Annotated in this window: 18 protein-coding genes; 13 read left to right on the top strand and 5 right to left on the bottom strand. The window is 52.8% G+C overall.

Annotated elements, in window-relative coordinates; translation table 11 throughout:
• Positions 1-6 precede the first annotated feature (6 nt).
• On the bottom strand, positions 7-915 hold the full coding sequence (locus ACFQH2_RS19600; protein WP_377077211.1) for an ADP-ribosylglycohydrolase family protein: 909 nt from the start codon (positions 913-915) through the stop codon (positions 7-9).
• Positions 916-1194: 279 nt separating this feature from the next.
• Here ACFQH2_RS19600 and ACFQH2_RS19605 point away from each other — a divergent pair, with 279 nt between their 5' ends.
• From ACFQH2_RS19605 to ACFQH2_RS19615, 3 genes are all read left to right on the top strand, one after another.
• Positions 1195-2544, top strand: a complete 1350-nt coding sequence (locus ACFQH2_RS19605) for a pentapeptide repeat-containing protein (RefSeq protein WP_377077213.1) — start codon at positions 1195-1197, stop codon at positions 2542-2544.
• A gap of 295 nt (positions 2545-2839) precedes the next feature.
• Positions 2840-4927 (top strand): ComF family protein, encoded by a 2088-nt coding sequence (locus ACFQH2_RS19610; protein WP_377077215.1) that lies wholly within the window; start codon positions 2840-2842, stop codon positions 4925-4927.
• A complete protein-coding gene (locus tag ACFQH2_RS19615; protein WP_377077216.1) occupies positions 4927-5844 on the top strand; it encodes a DNA-processing protein DprA in 918 nt (305 codons plus the stop codon). Before ACFQH2_RS19610 ends, ACFQH2_RS19615 begins: the two co-directional genes overlap by 1 nt.
• Before the next feature lie 106 nt (positions 5845-5950).
• Here ACFQH2_RS19615 and ACFQH2_RS19620 read toward each other — a convergent pair whose 3' ends face one another.
• Positions 5951-6220, bottom strand: a complete 270-nt coding sequence (locus tag ACFQH2_RS19620) for a hypothetical protein (RefSeq protein ID WP_377077218.1) — start codon at positions 6218-6220, stop codon at positions 5951-5953.
• 54 nt (positions 6221-6274) lie between these two features.
• On the bottom strand, positions 6275-6631 hold the full coding sequence (locus tag ACFQH2_RS19625) for a hypothetical protein (RefSeq protein ID WP_377077220.1): 357 nt from the start codon (positions 6629-6631) through the stop codon (positions 6275-6277).
• Between the two features lie 117 nt (positions 6632-6748).
• Between ACFQH2_RS19625 and ACFQH2_RS19630 the strand changes: the two genes are divergently transcribed.
• The 4 genes from ACFQH2_RS19630 (at position 6749) to ACFQH2_RS19645 (ending at position 10592) form a co-directional block, all read left to right on the top strand.
• Positions 6749-7582, top strand: coding sequence for a CBS domain-containing protein (locus tag ACFQH2_RS19630; RefSeq protein ID WP_377051035.1), 834 nt, complete (start codon positions 6749-6751; stop codon positions 7580-7582).
• A gap of 159 nt (positions 7583-7741) precedes the next feature.
• Positions 7742-8731: a hypothetical protein gene (locus ACFQH2_RS19635; protein ID WP_377077222.1), complete on the top strand. Its 990-nt coding sequence runs from the start codon at positions 7742-7744 to the stop codon at positions 8729-8731.
• Positions 8732-8749: 18 nt separating this feature from the next.
• Positions 8750-9733, top strand: coding sequence for an AAA domain-containing protein (locus ACFQH2_RS19640; RefSeq protein WP_377077224.1), 984 nt, complete (start codon positions 8750-8752; stop codon positions 9731-9733).
• A 19-nt stretch (positions 9734-9752) separates the two neighbouring features.
• The gene (locus tag ACFQH2_RS19645) at positions 9753-10592 is read left to right on the top strand and encodes a DUF5797 family protein (RefSeq protein WP_377077225.1); all 840 of its coding nucleotides are present in this window, start codon (positions 9753-9755) and stop codon (positions 10590-10592) included.
• A gap of 107 nt (positions 10593-10699) precedes the next feature.
• On the opposite strand, the gene ACFQH2_RS19650 is transcribed toward ACFQH2_RS19645, so the two are convergent.
• Together ACFQH2_RS19650 and ACFQH2_RS19655 are read right to left on the bottom strand one after the other, a co-directional pair.
• The gene (locus tag ACFQH2_RS19650; RefSeq protein ID WP_377077227.1) at positions 10700-11149 is read right to left on the bottom strand and encodes a hypothetical protein; all 450 of its coding nucleotides are present in this window, start codon (positions 11147-11149) and stop codon (positions 10700-10702) included.
• Between the two features lie 229 nt (positions 11150-11378).
• Positions 11379-11723, bottom strand: a complete 345-nt coding sequence (locus ACFQH2_RS19655; protein WP_377051029.1) for an HNH endonuclease — start codon at positions 11721-11723, stop codon at positions 11379-11381.
• A gap of 739 nt (positions 11724-12462) precedes the next feature.
• On the opposite strand from ACFQH2_RS19655, the gene ACFQH2_RS19660 reads away from it, so the two are divergent.
• The 6 genes from ACFQH2_RS19660 to ACFQH2_RS19685 all read left to right on the top strand — a co-directional run bounded on the left by ACFQH2_RS19660 (position 12463) and on the right by ACFQH2_RS19685 (position 19022).
• A complete protein-coding gene (locus ACFQH2_RS19660; RefSeq protein WP_377077229.1) occupies positions 12463-13077 on the top strand; it encodes a DEAD/DEAH box helicase in 615 nt (204 codons plus the stop codon).
• Positions 12959-14983, top strand: a complete 2025-nt coding sequence (locus ACFQH2_RS19665; RefSeq protein ID WP_377077231.1) for a helicase-related protein — start codon at positions 12959-12961, stop codon at positions 14981-14983. The genes ACFQH2_RS19660 and ACFQH2_RS19665 overlap by 119 nt, the downstream gene beginning before the upstream one ends.
• 116 nt (positions 14984-15099) lie before the next feature.
• A complete protein-coding gene (locus ACFQH2_RS19670; protein ID WP_377077233.1) occupies positions 15100-16116 on the top strand; it encodes a hypothetical protein in 1017 nt (338 codons plus the stop codon).
• A complete protein-coding gene (locus ACFQH2_RS19675; protein ID WP_377077235.1) occupies positions 16113-17033 on the top strand; it encodes a DNA methyltransferase in 921 nt (306 codons plus the stop codon). Before ACFQH2_RS19670 ends, ACFQH2_RS19675 begins: the two co-directional genes overlap by 4 nt.
• Positions 17034-17044: 11 nt before the next feature.
• Positions 17045-17440 carry a hypothetical protein gene (locus ACFQH2_RS19680; RefSeq protein ID WP_377077237.1) on the top strand — a complete coding sequence of 132 codons (396 nt, stop codon included), beginning with the start codon at positions 17045-17047 and terminating at the stop codon, positions 17438-17440.
• Positions 17427-19022: a hypothetical protein gene (locus ACFQH2_RS19685; protein ID WP_377077239.1), complete on the top strand. Its 1596-nt coding sequence runs from the start codon at positions 17427-17429 to the stop codon at positions 19020-19022. Before ACFQH2_RS19680 ends, ACFQH2_RS19685 begins: the two co-directional genes overlap by 14 nt.
• Positions 19023-19042: the final 20 nt, after the last annotated feature.

Below are 19042 nucleotides of genomic sequence, written 5' to 3' on the forward strand. Positions count from 1 at the left end.
CGTACATCACGCCACCTCCACGAGTTGCGCTGCCAAGGTTTCGAGCTCGTCGGTCTCGTCGATAGCACTCAGCCACCGATCCGGAAGCTGTGACGATCCGAACCGCGCGCCAGCGACCGCGCCAGCAATCGCCCCAATCGTATCCGTATCACCGCCACGATTCACCGCCGTCACAATCGCTTCCTCGGCACTCTCCGCGAAGAGGCCAACGTGGAGTGCCGTCTGCAGTGAATGTACAACGTACCCTGACGTTTCCAGCATGTCGGGCGAGTCGCCACGAGCGAGCGGTTCGAGTGCCGTCACGAGCTCGCCAGGTGCGTCCGACCCGACGTAGTCAAGTGCGTCCTGCAACGGCGTGTCCGCATCGTCAAGGAGGCCAGCCACTGTGAGATTCAGAATCGCACAGCCCTCGGTACATCGCGGGTCGGCGTGCGTGATCTGCGAGGACTGTCGACTCACCTCGGCGAGTCGGTCCCAATCATTCGCGTATGGGATGGCGAGCGGCGGACACCGCATCACGCTTCCGTTGCCTGCGTTCTGGCCCTCGCGGCTCTGCTCCCAGACGTGCTGGCCTGCCTCGTTCCACGCATCGCCGCGTTGGAGGCGGCTGAGCGACCGCCTCGTCATCCCTCCTATGTCGAACGGCCCACTATCGTACCACGCAACGAACCGCTCGGCAATGTCCGCCGGATCGAACGCTTGTTGCTCGGCGAGACTTCGTGCGATGCACAGCGCCTGCTCGGTGTCGTCCGTGATCGTCCCAGCAGGCTGGTTCCACGTCCCGTGCCCGACCATCTCGTCCAGCCGACCGTGCTCAGCACTAATCTCCGACGCAGACGTAAACTCGACTGGCCGGCCAAGCGCATCCCCAGACGCTAATCCAAGTAACGCACCACGCGCCCGATCCAAATCCATACTCATACCATCCAGAACGATTCTGAAAAACGTATTCCTATCATAATTTATGCTAAAATACCCTTCCCCATTGTTAAGATCTGTAACCTCATCAGTCGAGAGTGGTTAGAATCCCACTCCGGTCGATGGTTCGGATTAGGTTTATGTGAGCAACCATATTGGATACTATCAGGAATGTCTAGTGTAGCTGACCACGATCATAACGATATGATTTCTCTTTCTGTGAAAGTATGTGATCTCTCGAAGCGGAGTTCACAAACCCGGGCATACGAACTTACCGTGACAACTAACTACGCAGAGCAAGTCCCATTTATCATTTGGAAGCAAAGCCCTGCTGCAGGTTTAGATTGGACAGTCGGAGAATGGTATCGTATTGATGAGGCGCTTAAGCAGTGGTCAGAGACTACTGAGTTGAACGCAACTAATCGGACCACTGCAGAAAGAATCCCCAGCGAAACTGTTGAGGCCAGTATTGTTGATTCGGAAGCAGTAAACCAAAGTCCAATGGCTGGACGATGTGGATTCACTTGGATCCCAGAGGAGCAGAATAATACAGATAGTTGTGCATACTGTTGCTATCGAAGTACTTGGAAAGAATTTGATCGGTGTGTCTGGCATGCTAAGACCGATCTAAGAAAGCCCTCTGACACTCTCGCCGAAACCCGAGAACAACCAGAGAATCGGAAGCTAAACGGCTCCCCGCGGGAGCTGCTATCCGGTGCTGTGCTTCGGGATGCTGAACTAACTGATAGTGTATTAACAGGGGTTGATTTCAGTGGCTCTGACTTTCGGAATACAAATCTGAACGATGTTTATCTAAGATATTCGAACCTTTCAGAGGCTGATTTTCGGGGGGCAGATCTAACGGACTGTACGGTTTCGAAGGTCTCGTTCAGAAATGCGAACTTAAGGAAGGCTGATCTAAGAGGGTTATCGATATTTGGGATCGATTTTACCGACGCAGAATTGTCTGAGGCCGATTTCCGCGAAGCAAACATAAAAAACACCGATCTAACGGGCGCTAATCCCGAGGCAGCGAAAGGTCTAGTTGACACTGAGAACCCAGGCGGTGATGAAACCACGGGCGAAGTATCTCGGCAGAACCAGAACGACCTTTCTGGAGAGACCCACTCTGGTAAGGGTGTTTCACTCGTACACACGACGAATACGTATCTTGACCGAAAGAACATGGGTCGAAAGGAACGACAGAATGATTTTGTCTCCGCATTTAAACAAGTGGTCGATTATGCATGTGCGATCGAAGCAGAAGCCCTCATTCATAGTGGAAATCTATTCTGGAGCAAAGATCCAGACGCGTGGGTCGTCAAAGAGTGCAGGCGATTGCTGAAAAAACTGAAAAATAACCAAGTTGAATTCATTCTCGTTCGAGGGGAGCGTGATGTTACCCGGACTCCAGACATAATTCAAGAACTTGAAAACAAAGGGCTACTCTCCGGACCACAGACAGGATGGTATCAGGTGTCGGATATCGGTATTTTTCTGTATAGTACAGGTTCACCCCCACGTTTTGAGGATGAACACACTCCACCTACAGACGCGACAAGCTACCTCGCTGTGCTTTTTGACGATGTCTCCACAGCTACTAACGGATCACTCCCTACACTTTAGAGAAAACGCTTGGGACCTCCCTTGATGCTGTTCTAATCGGAAATCGTAGTGAACCAATCCACAGGTCTGAGTCAGGCATACAAGTCCTCTCTCCAGGAATGCCAGAGCAAATTGTTGGTAAGAAACACATCGAAACCAAGCCACGTTCGCCGATTTTCTTTGAGTATCAAGTCACCGGCGACGCAGTTGATGTTACAACGCATGAAGTTGATGCCCGACCCGTATCAGGTTTTCAAATTAACTTACGCCCTGATGCCACAGCCAGAGAGGTGGAATCGGCACTTGCAAAAAAGGCTTGCACAATACCGCTGTTATTGTAGAACTTGTTGGAGCAAAGACGGAAGATAGCATCTCAAAGAACGAAGTCCAGCAACTGATCTCAGATCAGTCAGCTATCGTCAGAGTCTACGATGAACGGTCGACAGTGGAAAATCAAGAGATGTCGTCTTCAGATTCAGCTTCTACATCACCAGAGTGGGATATTAACTCACTCGCAGCAGCGACAACACTTGATCCCAAGGACGTTGAAGACGCAGTAAACCGCCTAGTTGACGAAGGGCGCTCTCACGACAAGGCAATCGGGTACGTACAACGGTATCTTAAGGAGATGCTACAAGGAGACGGGCTTTTCGCAGTTTGCGGAGTTGGACCAAGTAACGGATCGTCTCTTGTGGATGCGGGCATAACATCAATCGAAGAATTACGTACCGTTACACCGCAAGACCTGTCCAACAGAGCTGACCTGTCTACAGAACAGGTACAGCGCTTCCAAGAAGCCGCGCAAGCAGGTAACTTCTCATCCTTAGAACCGGACGACGAGCAGGTAGCAAAGCAACTTCTCGACTCCCCGAAAGACCTCCCCACACAGAACACCGAAAGCAAGCAGACCCCAGATGCGAGAAAGCGAACCGATAGAGACGCTGACCAATCTGAGGATTCAAAGGTTGGCTCCACTCCTGAGTTCCAGGACAACTCAAAGGAAGCAACGTCTCCGGGTGGGAATAGCCAACAGGAAGTTCTCACCCCAGGTGAACTTCCTGTACCAGCCCCAGAGGAATATACGGTGCCTGGTGGTGGCACTGTCTATCCAAACTACCTCTCGGAATACTATGAGTCGTTCCGCAATGCGAGAAAAGTTTTAGAGCTTGTTTTCCAAATCTCTGGAACCGATATCGATCCTGAAGACCGCCGAGATCCACGTATTCAGTATTTCGTTCTACTTGATGCCTGCATCGGATTCGGTGACGTATCTACTCCATTTACCGGCTATGGACCACAGCATCAAGATAGACTTTCATTCAGTATTAGAGACTATCGTAAGGTGTTCGGAGACGCCGAGACAGTAACGGATTACCAAGTTATCGACGTTAAGCCCTTTAGAGATGATACGCATGAACTCCTCCGGGAGATGGCGAATGTGAAGACGACGAGAGAGTTCGTTCGGCCTTGTGTACCTGGAACAGATCACCCGATACCAGAACTCCCCGGCTCGTTTGAGGAACTCCAGGACGCATTGCTACAGCTTGCTATGTTCCCGGCGTACCCACCACTTCCATCGGAGAATGGGACTAATAATAGAACGATTCCTATCACAGATATGTATCGGACGTGTTTCGAGGATTTAGACCAAGAATATCAGGTTGATGTAACCCCACTTGAAGGAAACAAGTCGCAACCGACCGGGCCTGTTCCGGCTTCGACACCAACATCATCAACGGAAGCCGAATCAAAACTCATAGACTACGGACGACTGTCTCATCTATTTAAACGAGCTACTCCCCCAGCAGGCTCTCCGGTAAACCGAGCATTGAATGTTTTCGCGTTGGACTGGTATCGTCCGGATTCTCGGAGCTTCAACGCGCTTCAAGCACTCGCAAAACACGGAGAAGACGACCCGATTGATACTTTCCGCCCACGACTACAGGACCTCATCCACCGACGATTCCTCCTTGATACCTGGGAGTACGACTACATCACGGTCTACCCGGGACACGAGGCTGGGTCACGCAGCTCACAATTAGTAGAGCTGGCACAGGACGCTGTTCTTGAAACAGATATCATCTACACACCGCTTCTTGAACGAACAGAAACCGTCGAACGTCAACGCGAAAAATCGGAAGAAGAACGCCGACAAGTCGCTTTCCACCCCTCTGAATCGCTCCGAACACGGGCAAAACTCCACAACGATACCGTCATTCTGTTTGACGACATCTGCACGACTGGTAGCTCACTCCTTGCGGGAGCTCATCTTCTCCGCCAGGCCGGCGCAGACCGCGTCGTCTGTATCACTCTCGGCCTTACCCCTGGTGGCCCGCGGACCGACGTGAAAGAGATCACTGAGCCAGAAACTCCAGCATCAGAAATCATCGCCGGGGTAGACTAATGGAACTCACACACAAAGCGCTACTGGCTGCCCTCACCGACATCTCCGGAATTGGGGATGCACGTGCGTACGAACTATACAACCACTTCAACGACCCGAGAGATCTACTCAGCGCTCCAGCCTCTCTGACCGGCAAATACCACTACGTAGACGAGACCACACTTACAGAAATCCAGTCGCTTGACGACGAGGTCGAAGGCTATCTCAACCGCTTCGATACCTACGAATCGAATGGAATCAGAATTATTGGCATCAAGGAAGACCGATATCCGGAAGCAGTCCGAGCCGGCCAAGCCCCGGTTCTCTTGTACGCGAAAGGAAACGTCGGGCTCCTGACTGGAGACGCAATCGGCGTCTCAGGATCGCGTGAAACGAACGAAGCAGGGCAACAATGGATCGAATCGCTCTCAGCGGAACTCGCAGAGAATGGTTACACACTCGTTAGTGGTGGGGCCCGCGGAGCGGATACTGCTGCTCACCGCGGCGCGTTAGATACGGACGATTCAACCATCGCTGTCCTCGGAACCGGCGTCAACGTCGCATACCCACCAGAGAATCAAACGTTATTCGATCAAATCATCGATACAGGCGGGCTCCTCATCTCAATGCGCCAACCCGACGCCGAGCCGGCTCGTCATGCATTCCTTGACCGGAACGAGCTCACTGCCGCGCTGAGTGACGGGATGATCTTCGTCGCCACCGACGGAAATGGAGGAACTATGGCACAATACGAAATAGCACTCGATCAAGACCGACCCATATTTGTCCCCGCATCAAATCTCGATATCGCCCCGAACGATGGATTAGCCACTATCCGAGAAGCAGACGCCACGAAGAGCATAGATACCGCTTCCGACCTCTTGGCTACACTTCCAACGGATCACTCTGAACAAAAGAATCTCGACGAGTGGACGTGAGACTCCGTTAAAATCAGAACGAGGTGTGTCGCATCAGCATCTCGTTTGGAGGTACTCATCTCACAAGTCGGGCGTCAAACTGTGACGAAGTCTGGCTGAGAGCTGTTTATTCGGCATCTTGCGTCCCTGTTCGTAGGTTTTCCCGGTACTCAGCCCACGCCTGGTACATCTCCACTCGTTCCTCTTCGGTCATCGTGTCGTTCTCGTCATCGTCGTAGAACGGGAGTTCGTCCTTTTCGGGCATCTCCATCAGCTGCCCGAGCGGGTAGAGTTGCTGGTAGTAATTCTCCAACACCCAGTCTTCGCCGTGTTCGTCGACGGCTTGCTGGATGTACGGGGCGGCCTCCGGGTACTCGTCAGCGAGTGTCTCAGTCATCGATAGTCGTGTACTGTTGGGTTTGTCCGGGTCTGTACGTCCAAGAGTCGGGGGTCAGGCGTCCGCGAATTCGGCGAGTGAACGGTTCGTACTGTCACTATTCCACTTCCCGATCTGAATGAGTTCGAACGTATCCAGGGAACGGTCAAGCTCGTCGGCGAGTTGGGTCAGAACCGCAGCGGGGAGATTGTCGACGGGAATCGCGGTGAGTGCGTGCTGGGTGAGGAAATAACTGGTTGCGAGGCTCGTCGGTGCGACGACGATGACGTCTGATCCATCGACGTCGTCGACCGCGAGTTGGGCATCTCGGTACTGGAGGACAGTCGCATCCAGTTCATCGACGGGAAAGAGGAAACCAGCATCCCCGTATTCGATACTCGCCCCCGCCGACTCAAAATGCCCATTAAGCATAATCAAATACAAATATATGTCCTATGAGCATTAAACTTGTGGTGGATGAGGGTTCGATTCGCTACTCTGCAAGGCATGTTCCCCAGATTGACTACCCTCGCCTCCACAGTTACCGACATGCCCCGCGACCTCTACGACTGCACCGCGGCCGAACTCGCCACGCACTCTGTCGAATATCTTGAACACGACACGCCTCCGAGTGACGCTGCTGCATGGTTAAATGAGAACGGCTACGACGCCGCCCCCGTCTACGCTGACAACGACCCAATCGGATTCATCCACACCGACGACGTCACAACCGACGACGACGGTAACACCCTCGACGACCATCTGACCCCGCTAACCATCGACTACATAATCAGCGGGGACACTTCCTTTACAGCCGTCCTGTCTGCACTCATCGGGAATCCCGTGTACTTCCTCGGCGGCCCCAACCACGTCACCGGCATCCTCACCCGAGCCGATCTTAACACCGCCCCCGTACGCATCTACCTCTTCGACCGTATCACGTACCTCGAAGAACATCTCCGCGAACTCATCCTCGACAAGAAACCAGACTGGAAAACCACGCCAGTCACCGCAAATGAACTCGACAACATCGAAGACCGGTATGAAGACGCGCAAGCAGCAAACGTCGCATTAGAAGAGATCCATTACGCCTCGTTTTCAGCCCTCGAAACCATCGTGACCAGCGTCGAAGGTTGCTGGAAAACCTGTGGCTTCTCCACAAAAGGCGGCGCAGACTCTCGTCTCCACGAAATCACCGAACTCCGCAACGACGTCGCCCACGCCAACCTCCTGATCGAAAACACCGACAGCAACGAATTCCTCAGCAGCGGCCGTACCACAGAAAACCTGCATAATACTCTCGAAACTATCAATCAAGTCCTCACCAACTTGCAGAAGGCCGGGTATGCCCCAGATACACCTGAAGCACGAAACACCGCGTAACGCCGATACGAACCTCGCTCGTCACCCTGTTCAGTACGGTTCACTTAGGCATTATAAAAAGACACACAGACAATTCTACGATGGGAACCCCACTCATCACCCCTTTGGCAAATCTATAAATGTGTGAATTGAGTTCAGATTAGCATGATTCCTTGGCAGATGTACCAACAAATCGCCGTTGACCTCGATATCCCTCCCGAGACGATGCACCTCGTCAACGTGCTCTCTGATGCTGGCTACCTTACTGAAAACCAGCCGCCGTATCTGAACTACGACTTACCTGACTTCGGTACACAGGTCTCCTGGCTCGACGAACACCCAACGCAAGGAATCGCATTCTGTAAAGAACGCTACGGGAAGGAAGCCGCGGTCGCCGCGACGATCTATGCTGTCGGATCAGAGGTTGCCTCCCGTACAGAGGGCGATTTGACAATGGGTTTCGCAATCCTCGGAGACTACATCGACGACTTCCTTCAGGATACCTCCCGACGGGATATCGCTACTGAAGTTAAGAAGGTCCGGACGTATTTCGATGCGAACACACTGGAACTCAAAGATATCGAAGACGCACATACCGACGACGAGAACCCATACGAGTACTGTGATTACTGCGGCGAAGAACTCGACGCTGCGTTCAGTTATCGCTGCACAACGTGTGGCACGCGATTCCCCGGCTGGTCAGCACTTGTCTTCGCAGAAGGCGAAGAGCAGAGCAACTCGAAATGGCGCGAACAGCTTGACGTTACCGTTCTGAGTCAAAATATCGAGAAACAATTTCTTGTCCTTCGCTCGAAGACCTCGCTTCCCGGATGGATCGAAGAAGGCGGACAGATCGGCAAGATTATAGACGGTAGTCTCCACGACATGGGGCGTGTCGTGAATATCAATAACCGTGACATTCAGGTTGATTACTGGGGCGGCGTCGCAACTGGCCTCGAAGCAGGACAGGATATCACGGTCTGCAGCTCCGAAACGATGATCGCTACAACCCAGCAGCTCGGGTTGTTACGAGAACTGCGCCGTGACTTCGCAGGCTGGCATAACGAGCAGAATCCGGATCCAACGGTGGCAAAACTCGCTATTAATGGCCCGAGCCTGTGTGACACACTGATCAATCCACAATCACCCAGGCGACACCTGTCGAGCTAGATGATACGCGAAGTCTCAGTGGATTCTGAACTCGATGACTCACAGCAATCCGTTCTGGCCGACATCCTCGGTCTCGAACCCGGTGACCTCTCACTCGTCGTTGGTCCGCCTGGGTCCGGAAAAACCGAGGTTATCGCCAAAGCCGCTCACGAACTTGCTAACCGAGGCGAATCCGTGCTCGTCACCTCGCACACTAACATCGCGGTTGACAACGTCATTGAGAAACTCAGCCATCGAGACACGCATCAACTTGTTCGGGCTGGTCGGCCAGAGAAAATGTCGAAGGGCACGTCCGAAGTGATGCTCTCGAAAGTCATTGACGAGAGTGACGATAACTCCGTGTCAGAGTTGCTGGCCGAAGTCGAGGATCTCAAATCAGAGATCAGTAACATGGGTGATCAGCTGGAGCACGATCAAGAGCAATATGAGGTGTTGCAACGAGCGGCCGAAACCGGTCCTGTGAGCGGCACGGAGATGAGCGATGCCGAGGAAGAGATCGATGCGAAGCAAGCCAAACTCTCCGAAACCCGTCGGAAAATTCAGGAACTCCAATCAGAAGCGGAGAAAACCTCTATCGAGAACGCGGACATTACCGGTGCGACGATCATCCGATCCCAACTCGGCGGCCTCGCCCAGGTCCAATTCGACACAGTCATCATCGACGAAGCGAGCCAAATCTCAGTCCCACTCGGCCTTCTCGGTATGATCAACGCGAACAAATGGGTTGTCGTCGGCGACCACCACCAACTCCAACCTGTCCTCAAAACACTCTCAACAAGCGACGGCAGCCCACCCGACGACGCCTCGATCTTTTCGTTCCTCCGCAACCGGTACGACATCGATCAGTGGCTCGAATACCACTACCGAAGCCACGCCGACATCATCGGCTTCTCCCAGGAACACATCTACGACGGAAACATCACCATTGACGATTCCTGCCCCAACGGGTTCAGAATGGACTCCCGGAGACGACCCCGATTCGAAGGTCAAAGCCATTTGTGACGGCCCACCGGTAACGTTCGTGGACGTCGCCGGCGAGCAAGCCTGGCGCAAGCGCTTCAGTGGCTCCGTCAACACCGCAGAAGTTGATGTCGTTGCAGACCTCGTCGCCCATCTCGTAGATGAGCAGGGCGTTAACGAGTCCGAACTCGGCGTCATCACACCCTACCGCGGCCAACGCACTCTGATCAGCGACGAACTCTCCGACTACGGCAATGTCGAAGTCTCAACCGTTGACGGCTTCCAAGGCCGTGAGCGAGAAACAATCCTCTTTAGCGCGGTCAACACCGAAAAATACGGACTGCAATTTTCCGGGAATCAGAACCGTTTCAACGTCGCCTGTACCCGGCCAAAAGACCAGTTCATCATGGTCGGAAACCAGACTGCCATCGAAGACGAAGCGCCGTGGCAAAACACCCTCCGTGCATTCATCCGATACGCGAGCGAGCGCGGCGGCGTCTTCAACTGGGGCGGCGGGCTCTGGACTGACGGGATCGATCCATCCGACGTACCCGCACCTGAGTCGCGTGACCAACCCGACATCATCGAACCTCCGACTGGAAAGTCTCCCGACTCAGGTAGCACGACTACTACTACTAACGGTACTGGGAACGGTTCTGGCGACGACCCAACTCGCACCACACCCGGTGACCCGCAATTCCGCTCCCGAGTCAAAGATATCGTACAGTTAGCCCCAACATCAAACGGTGAATTAGCCGACGCGTGGGGACTCCAGACCGGAAAAGAGGCTTGGCAATACCTCAACTCAGAACTCGATGAGTATTACGAACGCGACACCAACAGTAAGGTCCAGCCAACCGCAAAAGCCCACAAACTCGTCTCTGAGCTGAACAAATCATAACTCGTCGGACCGCGTCACACCCAGTCCTGATTGCTCGGCCTGTTTCCAGACGGGATCGCCAACTACGCGGAATTCAGGACTCAAACCCTGCGCTCCACGGACGATTGCTACAGTGCTTGTTCTACCTCTTGCAGCGCATCAATTGCGTACTGCAAATGTACGCGCAGTTCCTCGTCGGCACCGTTCTCGATCACTGCTTGATCAGTATCTTCCACACTCTCATTCGAGGGCCGTGTTTCTGAGTTAGTCTCGAGTCCCCACGTTTCTTTCCGGCCCAGCGAGTCCGGATCCTGTTCAGGTACTGCGCCAAGCCGCTGCTGTTCATGGCCCTCTTTGGCTGGTGTGTCAGTCCTGTCGGGACTGCGGTCCGACCGGTCGCTGTCGGTCGGCCGCTCCCCGCGATTGGACGCGGACAAGGGGAAGTCGTACACACAGGCGGGCTTCTGCTTGTTGAACGTCGGGCGCCGTGAGACATCGAACACGTCAATGATATCGCTCCGATCACACCCGCGTTCGAGTGCCTGCCTCACTTGCTCGTCCTCCATGCGCTGGAGCAACAGTTGCGGGTCATCCGCGATGTGCCCGCGAGCGGAGTTCTCTATCTGTTCGGTGAGCTCCTATTCCCGGGTTTCAACGTCTTTATCGACGATCTGCCGGTCGCGGGTTTCGACGGGGATGTCGAGTCCCCATCAGCACCCACAACCGCTCACGAACTGCGGATACCGACAGGTCGGTCGGCACTCCGGAAGCGGTGTCACCCGTTCGCGCTGGACCCGCGTTTGTTAACTACTGGAGGATCTCGATGTCCTGCGGGAGCAGCATCGTCTGTTCCTCCGCAGTGATCTCAACCGGAGCAACCGCAGACGTGGTTTGCTGGTGAAAGTAGCTGTGGCACGACCGACACAGTAACGTCAGGTTGTCTATATCGTGCTCATCCATTCCGTCCAGATTCCGCTCGATGTGGTGGACCTGCAGCTTCGCTAACCCGCCTTTCTCCTGATCGCGTCGTCCGCACACCCGGCAGCGACGGGAATACTCGTCAAACACCGCTTCCCGTGTGGCCGGATCAACCGTCTCGTGGCATTCCTGTGGACTCAACCAATCCGGCCGATTGTTGCTCGATTCGCTCATACTCGTCGCGTCATCGTGATCGTGTGACTCTGTCTCTGTATTCGTTGATTTCGAGTGGTCGGTTCTACAACTGTTCACACTGCGCTAACGGGGAGTCTTGGAGTATCGCTTAAATCCGTAGCCTGTCGTACCCGGGTCGCCTCCGCGTGGTGGTGATCCGTGATGCTACCATCACCTGGGGACAGCAAGTTGAAATCACTCGAAGAGGTAGGGGAAGTTAGAAGCAAAAAATTGGAAATTCTCTCCTTTAGGAGCTACTTGAATAGTCATCTGCCCGGCGCGTTATTTCGCACTAATTCCATTCCCGGTAGAGATAAGTATGTTCTCCTTGCAGGTTGTAAACATCTTCAGTAGCCACAAAGCACTGTCTTAAGTTCCAACAAATGAGCTCACAACTTCCCCCAATATCCAACCCGGCTCTGTGGTAGAAAATCGGAACCGACTTTGGCGCGTTGACGCTGTAGATGGGAACGTCGTAACGGCGACCCCCTTAGATGGGAATGCTGCTGACCGACACCGGTTCTATACGCCGGTTGAAGACATCAGGCAGGGTAGTCTGGAACCACCAGACCCTGAGAAGCTCGGTAATCCTGAGTTTCAGCGATTACTGAATCGTGCATATCGCCTTTCGATGCTCCACGGGACAGCTCCGCTTGTGAGCTTGCAGCGATCACGGGTAATCCCCACCGAGTACCAGCTGACTCCAGTTGTGATGGCCCTCGATATGCCTCGTGTCCGGATGCTACTAGCGGACGACGTCGGTCTCGGGAAAACCATCGAGGCAGGGCTCATCACGAGCGAGCTTATCGCTCGTAACAAGGCTGATCGAATCCTCATCATCACGCCTGCGAATCTCCGAGAACAATGGCGTGAAGCGTTCAACTACTTCTTCCACATCGATGCGGACATCATCAGCCGACGCCACCGGAAGGCAATGGAAAAGCAAATTCCGCCGGGAACCAGTCCGTGGGAGCACTTCTCGAAGCTGATCGTCAGCATCGACTATGCCAAGCAGAACAGCGTTCGGCACGAGATTCTGGATCAAGACTGGGATCTCGTTATCATTGACGAGGCACACCAAGCTGCGAAACCGCACGAATCTGGGGCGAACGAAACGGTCGATATGCAGCGCTGGGACTTTGCGACTGAGGTCACCGACCACGCCGAACACTGTCTCCTCCTGACGGCTACGCCTCACAACGGGTACACGGATTCGTTCGCCAGTCTGATTCTGAATGCTCGACGTCGACGCCGTCTCCGGCCCTCGACACGATCCCACTATTCATCGAGGTGGCGCTCGAAAGCACGTCGTCCAGCGGCGGCGAGACGACGTCAAAAAATGGTTCTCCGATAGCGACGGAAAGAACCCCTTCCCGGAACGTAATCAGGACGAGGTACGGGTCACGCCAACGAAATACGAAGAAGAGACGTACGACGCCGTCCGGGAGTACGGCGAACTGTTGATGTCCTCTGCCCAGCGCTCTAGCTCCAAGAGCCAGACGCTGGCGCGCTGGTCTGTCATTCATTTCCTCAAGCGAGCGCTGAGCAGTCCCGAAGCACTCCGACAATCCCTGAAAAATCGTCAAGACAAGCTCGAAGGTCGGTTGGAGGATATTGACGAGGAAGATACACAGACTGTAATCGAGGAGACAGCCGGGGTCTCCAAATCGATGGCACAGGCGAATGCACTCGACGACGACCCCGGAGAAGAGTACAGTGAGGAGGAAGTCGGAGAACGAGTCGAGCGGGTCGTCACGGGTGACATGGCCGCTATCGAACAGGAACTGGACGTTCTCGAAGACGTCGCAGAGAAGGCGAAGCGGGTCACCAAAACCCGTGACGCAAAGCTACAGCGGCTCCTCGACGAAACACTCCCCAATCGGTTCCACTATCCCCGTGTCATCATCTTCACGAAGTACGTGGACACCCTGGAGTATCTCGAAGAGCAGATCAAAGACTCTCAGAGCGACGAGACCGAGGTCTTCACGCTTCACGGGTCTCTGAACGAAGCCCAGCGGAAAGAGCGGTTCAAGGAGTTTGAGGACTCTACACGGGGCGTTCTCATCGCTACTGACGTCATCAGCGAGGGGATGAACCTCCAGCACGCCGCAAACCAGATCATCCACTACGAGCTGCCGTGGAACCCGAACCGGCTGGAGCAACGGAACGGTCGAATCGACCGGTACGGGCAGAAGAACGACGAAGTCGTCATCCGGACGATGGTCGTCGAGGACCAGATGGACGTCGCCATCCTCGAAAAGCTGGTTCAGAAAGCGAACAACATCAGGCAGGAGTACGGGTTTTCACCGCCCTACTTCGGTGACGACGAGGGAATCCTCGAACTCCTCAAAGACGAGGGAATCGACGCCGGCGTTCCACAGGCGACACTCGAAGAGTTCGGAGGCGGTTCCGCACCAGCAGAGCGTGAGAGTGCGAGCGTCTTCGACGACCAGACGCTCGACCGGATCAAGTCCGAGTCCTTCTACGGACACACCGAAGTCGGACTGCAAGAGGTTCAGAAGCGCCAAGAGGAGACGCACCAGCGGATCGGCGGTCAGGGGACCTTGGAACAGTTCGTGAAGAGCGCTCTGGATCTGTTCAGTTGCTCGTACGATATGAACGTCCAGGGCCATCTCGACATCAAGATCACCGCTGATCGGCTTCAAGGGCCAGACATCAAGCGTGAGTACGAGGACGTGACGTTCGATCCGAACGAGGCATCCCAATCCTCGGATACGGAGATGCTCGACATCGCCCACCCGCTCGTACAGCGGCTCATTGAAGCCGTCAAGGAAACTGCGTTGACCGATGAGGATCGCTATGGGCGGACAGCCATACGGGGAACCAACGAAGTGAGTGAGCCGACAGCAGTGTATACAGCACTGGTTCGGTACGTGGCGGACACAAAGCCCGACCCAACGATTATGGAGGAGTTGGTGCAGGTCGGGTTGCCGATCTACGGGGACGAACCGCTCGATCAGAACCACGTCGAGGCACTGGAGGAAAGCGAAGCCAAACCAGTTCAGCGTACCTCGATGGAGAAGGAGGACGATCTCAAAGACGCTCTCGGACACGGGGCGTTCGAACAGACGCTACAACGGCGAGCAGAACAGCGCCGGGACAAAATCGTCGAACAGCGAACGGAGATGCGAGCGGAGCTTGAGAAATCCGGAAGCGGAAGCTGGCTATCCGGAATTGACGACGTCGAGATTGCGAGCAAAGATCTGCTGACTGTCACCGTCTACTACGGGAGCAACTAACAATGAGTATCGATACACCATCTACCGACGCCGAAGCCGAATCGAGTTCCAGTACTCCACGAACCGGGTCAACGACGTTCATCAATACCAGCGGCGGTCTCCTTACGGACGAACTGGTGAGCAAGCTCCGACAGCGTCATTGCGGGGAGTCTGCCGTCCGACCGGAGACCTTTGCGTTACCGAACACAGAGCCGCCCGAAGAGGCCGACATCGAAGCGGAGATCGGGGATACGTGGGACACGCTTCGAGAGCGATGGGACGAGCTCACGATGGACGAGACGCTGTTCCATATGGACGTCTCGGACGCTCGTACGAAGTGGATCCTCAAGTTGTTCCAGAATCTCGGGTTCGAGCCGGTCTTCCAGCGTGAGAATCTCGAAGCAGGCGGCATCGAGGCAAACCTCTCACACAAGGGGTGGCCCGATGGCGAGATCGAAAGCTACGGTGAGATGGAGGGGCGGACGGCTCCGATTATTCATACCGTCGAACCAGAACAGAAGCTGGACGAGAAACCGGAGGACGCTCCCCGTGGAGCCAAGAGTCCACACGACACGCTCCAGGAGTTCCTGAACGCCAGCGACGAACACGACTGGGCCGTCGTAACCAACGGGCTGACGCTCCGGGTTCTTCGAGATTTCTACCACACGTACACCCGTGGGTACGTAGAGTTCGATCTGGAGAATCTATTTACAAATCGCAATTACGGGGATTTCCGGGCACTATATCGCCTATGTCACGCCACACGGTTCATCAACCCCGTTATTGCCGACGAGGATGATGACGTCGAAACTCCGCTGGAGCAGCTGTACCAGGTGGCTCTCGCTACCGGTGTGAAGGTGGGTCAAGATCTCCAGGAGAATGTCGTCAATGCGCTTGAAACTCTCGGGAACGGATTCCTCAACCCTGAGATTGAAGCCGCTTTGGAGGACGGTGGACAAGACGCAGCCGAGGTCTATTATCAGGATCTGCTCTACGTAGTCTACCGACTGCTATTCCTGATGTTTGCTGAGCAACGTGGTATGATGTCCCAACGTGATAGCCTCTTTACGGAGGAATACAGCATCACAAAGCTCCGTGAACGGGCCGAGCAGCGTGAGAAGGAGACCGAAATACCGATCTCTGGGAGGGGTTGAAGGCGACTTTCCAACTGGTTGGTGAGGGAGATAAGCGGCTTGGTGTTCCCGGTTATAATGGGGATCTATTCGACAACGATAATTTAGAATATATCTTGGATGCCGAGTGTCCAAATGAGAAACTTCTGAGTGCTGTAGATGACTTAACCCACATTGAACAGGATGGCTACCGTCAGCGGATTTCATACGCTGACTTAGGTGTTGAAGAGATCGGTGCTGTGTACGAGAGTCTTCTTGAGTTCACACCACAGATAGCTGAAACAGCTATTGAACTGGAAGACAGGACAATCTCTCCAGATTCGTTCTATCTTGATGATCGTGGGATGGAGCGAAAAGAGACAGGGAGCTACTATACTGACCCCGGTCTTATTGACGAGCTTATCCAGAGTTCGCTCAAACCGATAGTAGAAGATCGAGTTGATGACGACGCTTCTACCGAGGTACAGGAAAGACAGTTGCTGGATATTTCGGTGTGTGATCCCGCATCTGGAAGCGGAGCGTTCCTCATTGCTGCTAACAATTTCCTCGGCCAAAAACTTGCTGAGATCCGGTCCGAATCCCTATACCCTGATGAACAAACGGTTCGTCAAGCTCGCCGGTCAGTAGTACAACACTGCCTTTATGGAGTTGACCTGAATCCGATGGCTGTTGAGTTGGCAAAAGTCAGTCTGTGGATTAATTCAGCGGTTGCAGATAAGCCCTTGAGTTTTCTTGATCACCGAATTAAGCAGGGAATTCGCTCATCGGGACATCGCCAGAATTGCTCAGCCAAGGTGTTCCGGTTGATGCTTATGAAACTTCAAAAGGCCGTGATTGGCACAAAGGCAACGAGATCCGGAAGCGAGTTCGACAGGAGAATGATGAACTTAGTGAACAACAACAGCAGGTTCGTCTTGATCGACGTTGGGGAGGAGTAGAAGACGATTACGTGAGCCTCGCAGAACAGTTGGATCATCTGGAAGAAACCAATATTGAGGATGTTAATGAGAAGGAAGAAATCTACCAAAAATTACGAGATAGTGAGGGATTCAAACACGAGAAGCTCGCTTGTGATTTATGGACCGCTGCATTTTATTGGCCTCTTGATGGGTCAGCAGATGAATACCCTACGCCAAATACAATAGAGAGAATCCGCCGAGATCCTCCAGAATCTTCTGATGCGCCATTGAAGAAGCTATCCGGTATTCAGGACCTCCGGGAGCGAGCGTCCAGAATTGCGGATGAACAATCCTTCTTCCACTGGCCACTTGAATTCCCTCAAGTTTTCTCCGACGGTGGGTTTGATTGTCTAATCGGGAACCCCCTGGGATGTGCTTCAAGTTAAAACAAAGGAGTTCTTCGCTGTAAGAGCTCCAGATATTGTTAATGCTAAAAACCAAGCAGAGCGGGAAGAACTGATTGAAAACTTAGAATCAGAACAGCCAGAACTCTACGAAGAATATAACAGGAATGTTAAAAGGACTAACCAAACTGCAGAGTTTGTCAGACATAGTGGTCGGTACCCACTCACTGGAAGTGGAGAGATAAATATATATGCTCCATTTGCAGAACACTTTCTCAACTCAATTAATGACTCAGGTCGCAGTGGAGTGATTGTACCGACGGGGATTGCAACTGAATCTAAGACTCAAGAATTTTTCAGAGAGATCGTCGAAGAGAATAACCTAGTTAGCCTATATGGATTTGTAAATTCAAATAGCATTTTTGAGGGTGTAGACAGCCGTCAGCGTTTCTGCCTACTTTCTCTTTCTGAGGAGGAAGTGAGAGAAAGCAGATCCGCAGAATTTGCTTTCTATCTGACTGAGTTGGAACAACTGCAAAATAAATCCCGGATATTTGAACTAACTCCCAGAGAGATTGAAACTATCAACCCTAACACGAAAACTTGTCCTATATTCACAAACCGAAAAGACGCAGAACTCACCCTCAAAATACACAATAATTCAGATATTTTGATCAATGAGTCTGAGGAAATTCATAGTCCATGGGATGTAGATATATCCTATATGTATCATATGTCATCGGACTCGGGACTGTTCAACTCAAAAGAAGATTTAGAGAATGAAGGTTGGGATCTTCAAGAAAATCTCTTCGAGAAAAATGATGAATATATGTTGCCACTCTATGAAGCTAAACTATTTCACCAATATGACCACCGATTTGCATCATTTGAGGGTTTATCTAAAGAAGATATTCAAAATGGGAATCCTCGTCGGTTGAATGAAGAGGAAAAGCATCAAAGTGGGAAAAATATTCTACCCCGGTATTGGGTTAATGAAGAATCCTACCAAGATGTGAACGGCGATGAATGGCACCTCGCCTTGAGAAGATATGCACGTTCTGACGATCGTCGTACGACAATTGCAACTATACTTCCTAAAGTAGCTGCCGGTGATTCAGTAAATCTCATCCGGGGAATAAATGAGGAGAGTGGTGTAAAGCTATTAGCCATACTGAATTCTTTCACCTTGGACTATGTAATGAGGCAAAAACATGGAGGAGCTGCGATCAGCCAATATCTACTAAAACAACTGCCAATCCCAGAACCAAGCCGATTCGAGGAGGTACAGATAAATGGCATCTCCGCTTCAAAACGACTGAAAGAATTAGTATTCAAGTACATGTACCCCTCCCGAGAATTAGAACCGTTCGTTCGGAAAGTGGATGAGAAATATGTTGAGGAACTGCAACAATCATGTGAAGATCGTCGAAAAGTTCGGGCGGAGATAGAGGCAATCATTTGTGAGATATATAACTTGAATAAATCGGATGTTAAGGAAATATTTGAATCATTTGAGCAGATCAAGTCAAACGAGATTGGAAAATATGATGAATTTAAAACACGCAAGGAGGTGTTGACGGCATTCGAAGCAATATCTTCCGGGTCAGATGAGGTCACCCGTTGATTACGAACCAAAATTAAGGC

Source organism: Natronoarchaeum sp. GCM10025703, from assembly GCF_042661985.1.
In the GTDB taxonomy this organism is placed as follows: Archaea; Halobacteriota; Halobacteria; order Halobacteriales; family Natronoarchaeaceae; genus Natranaeroarchaeum.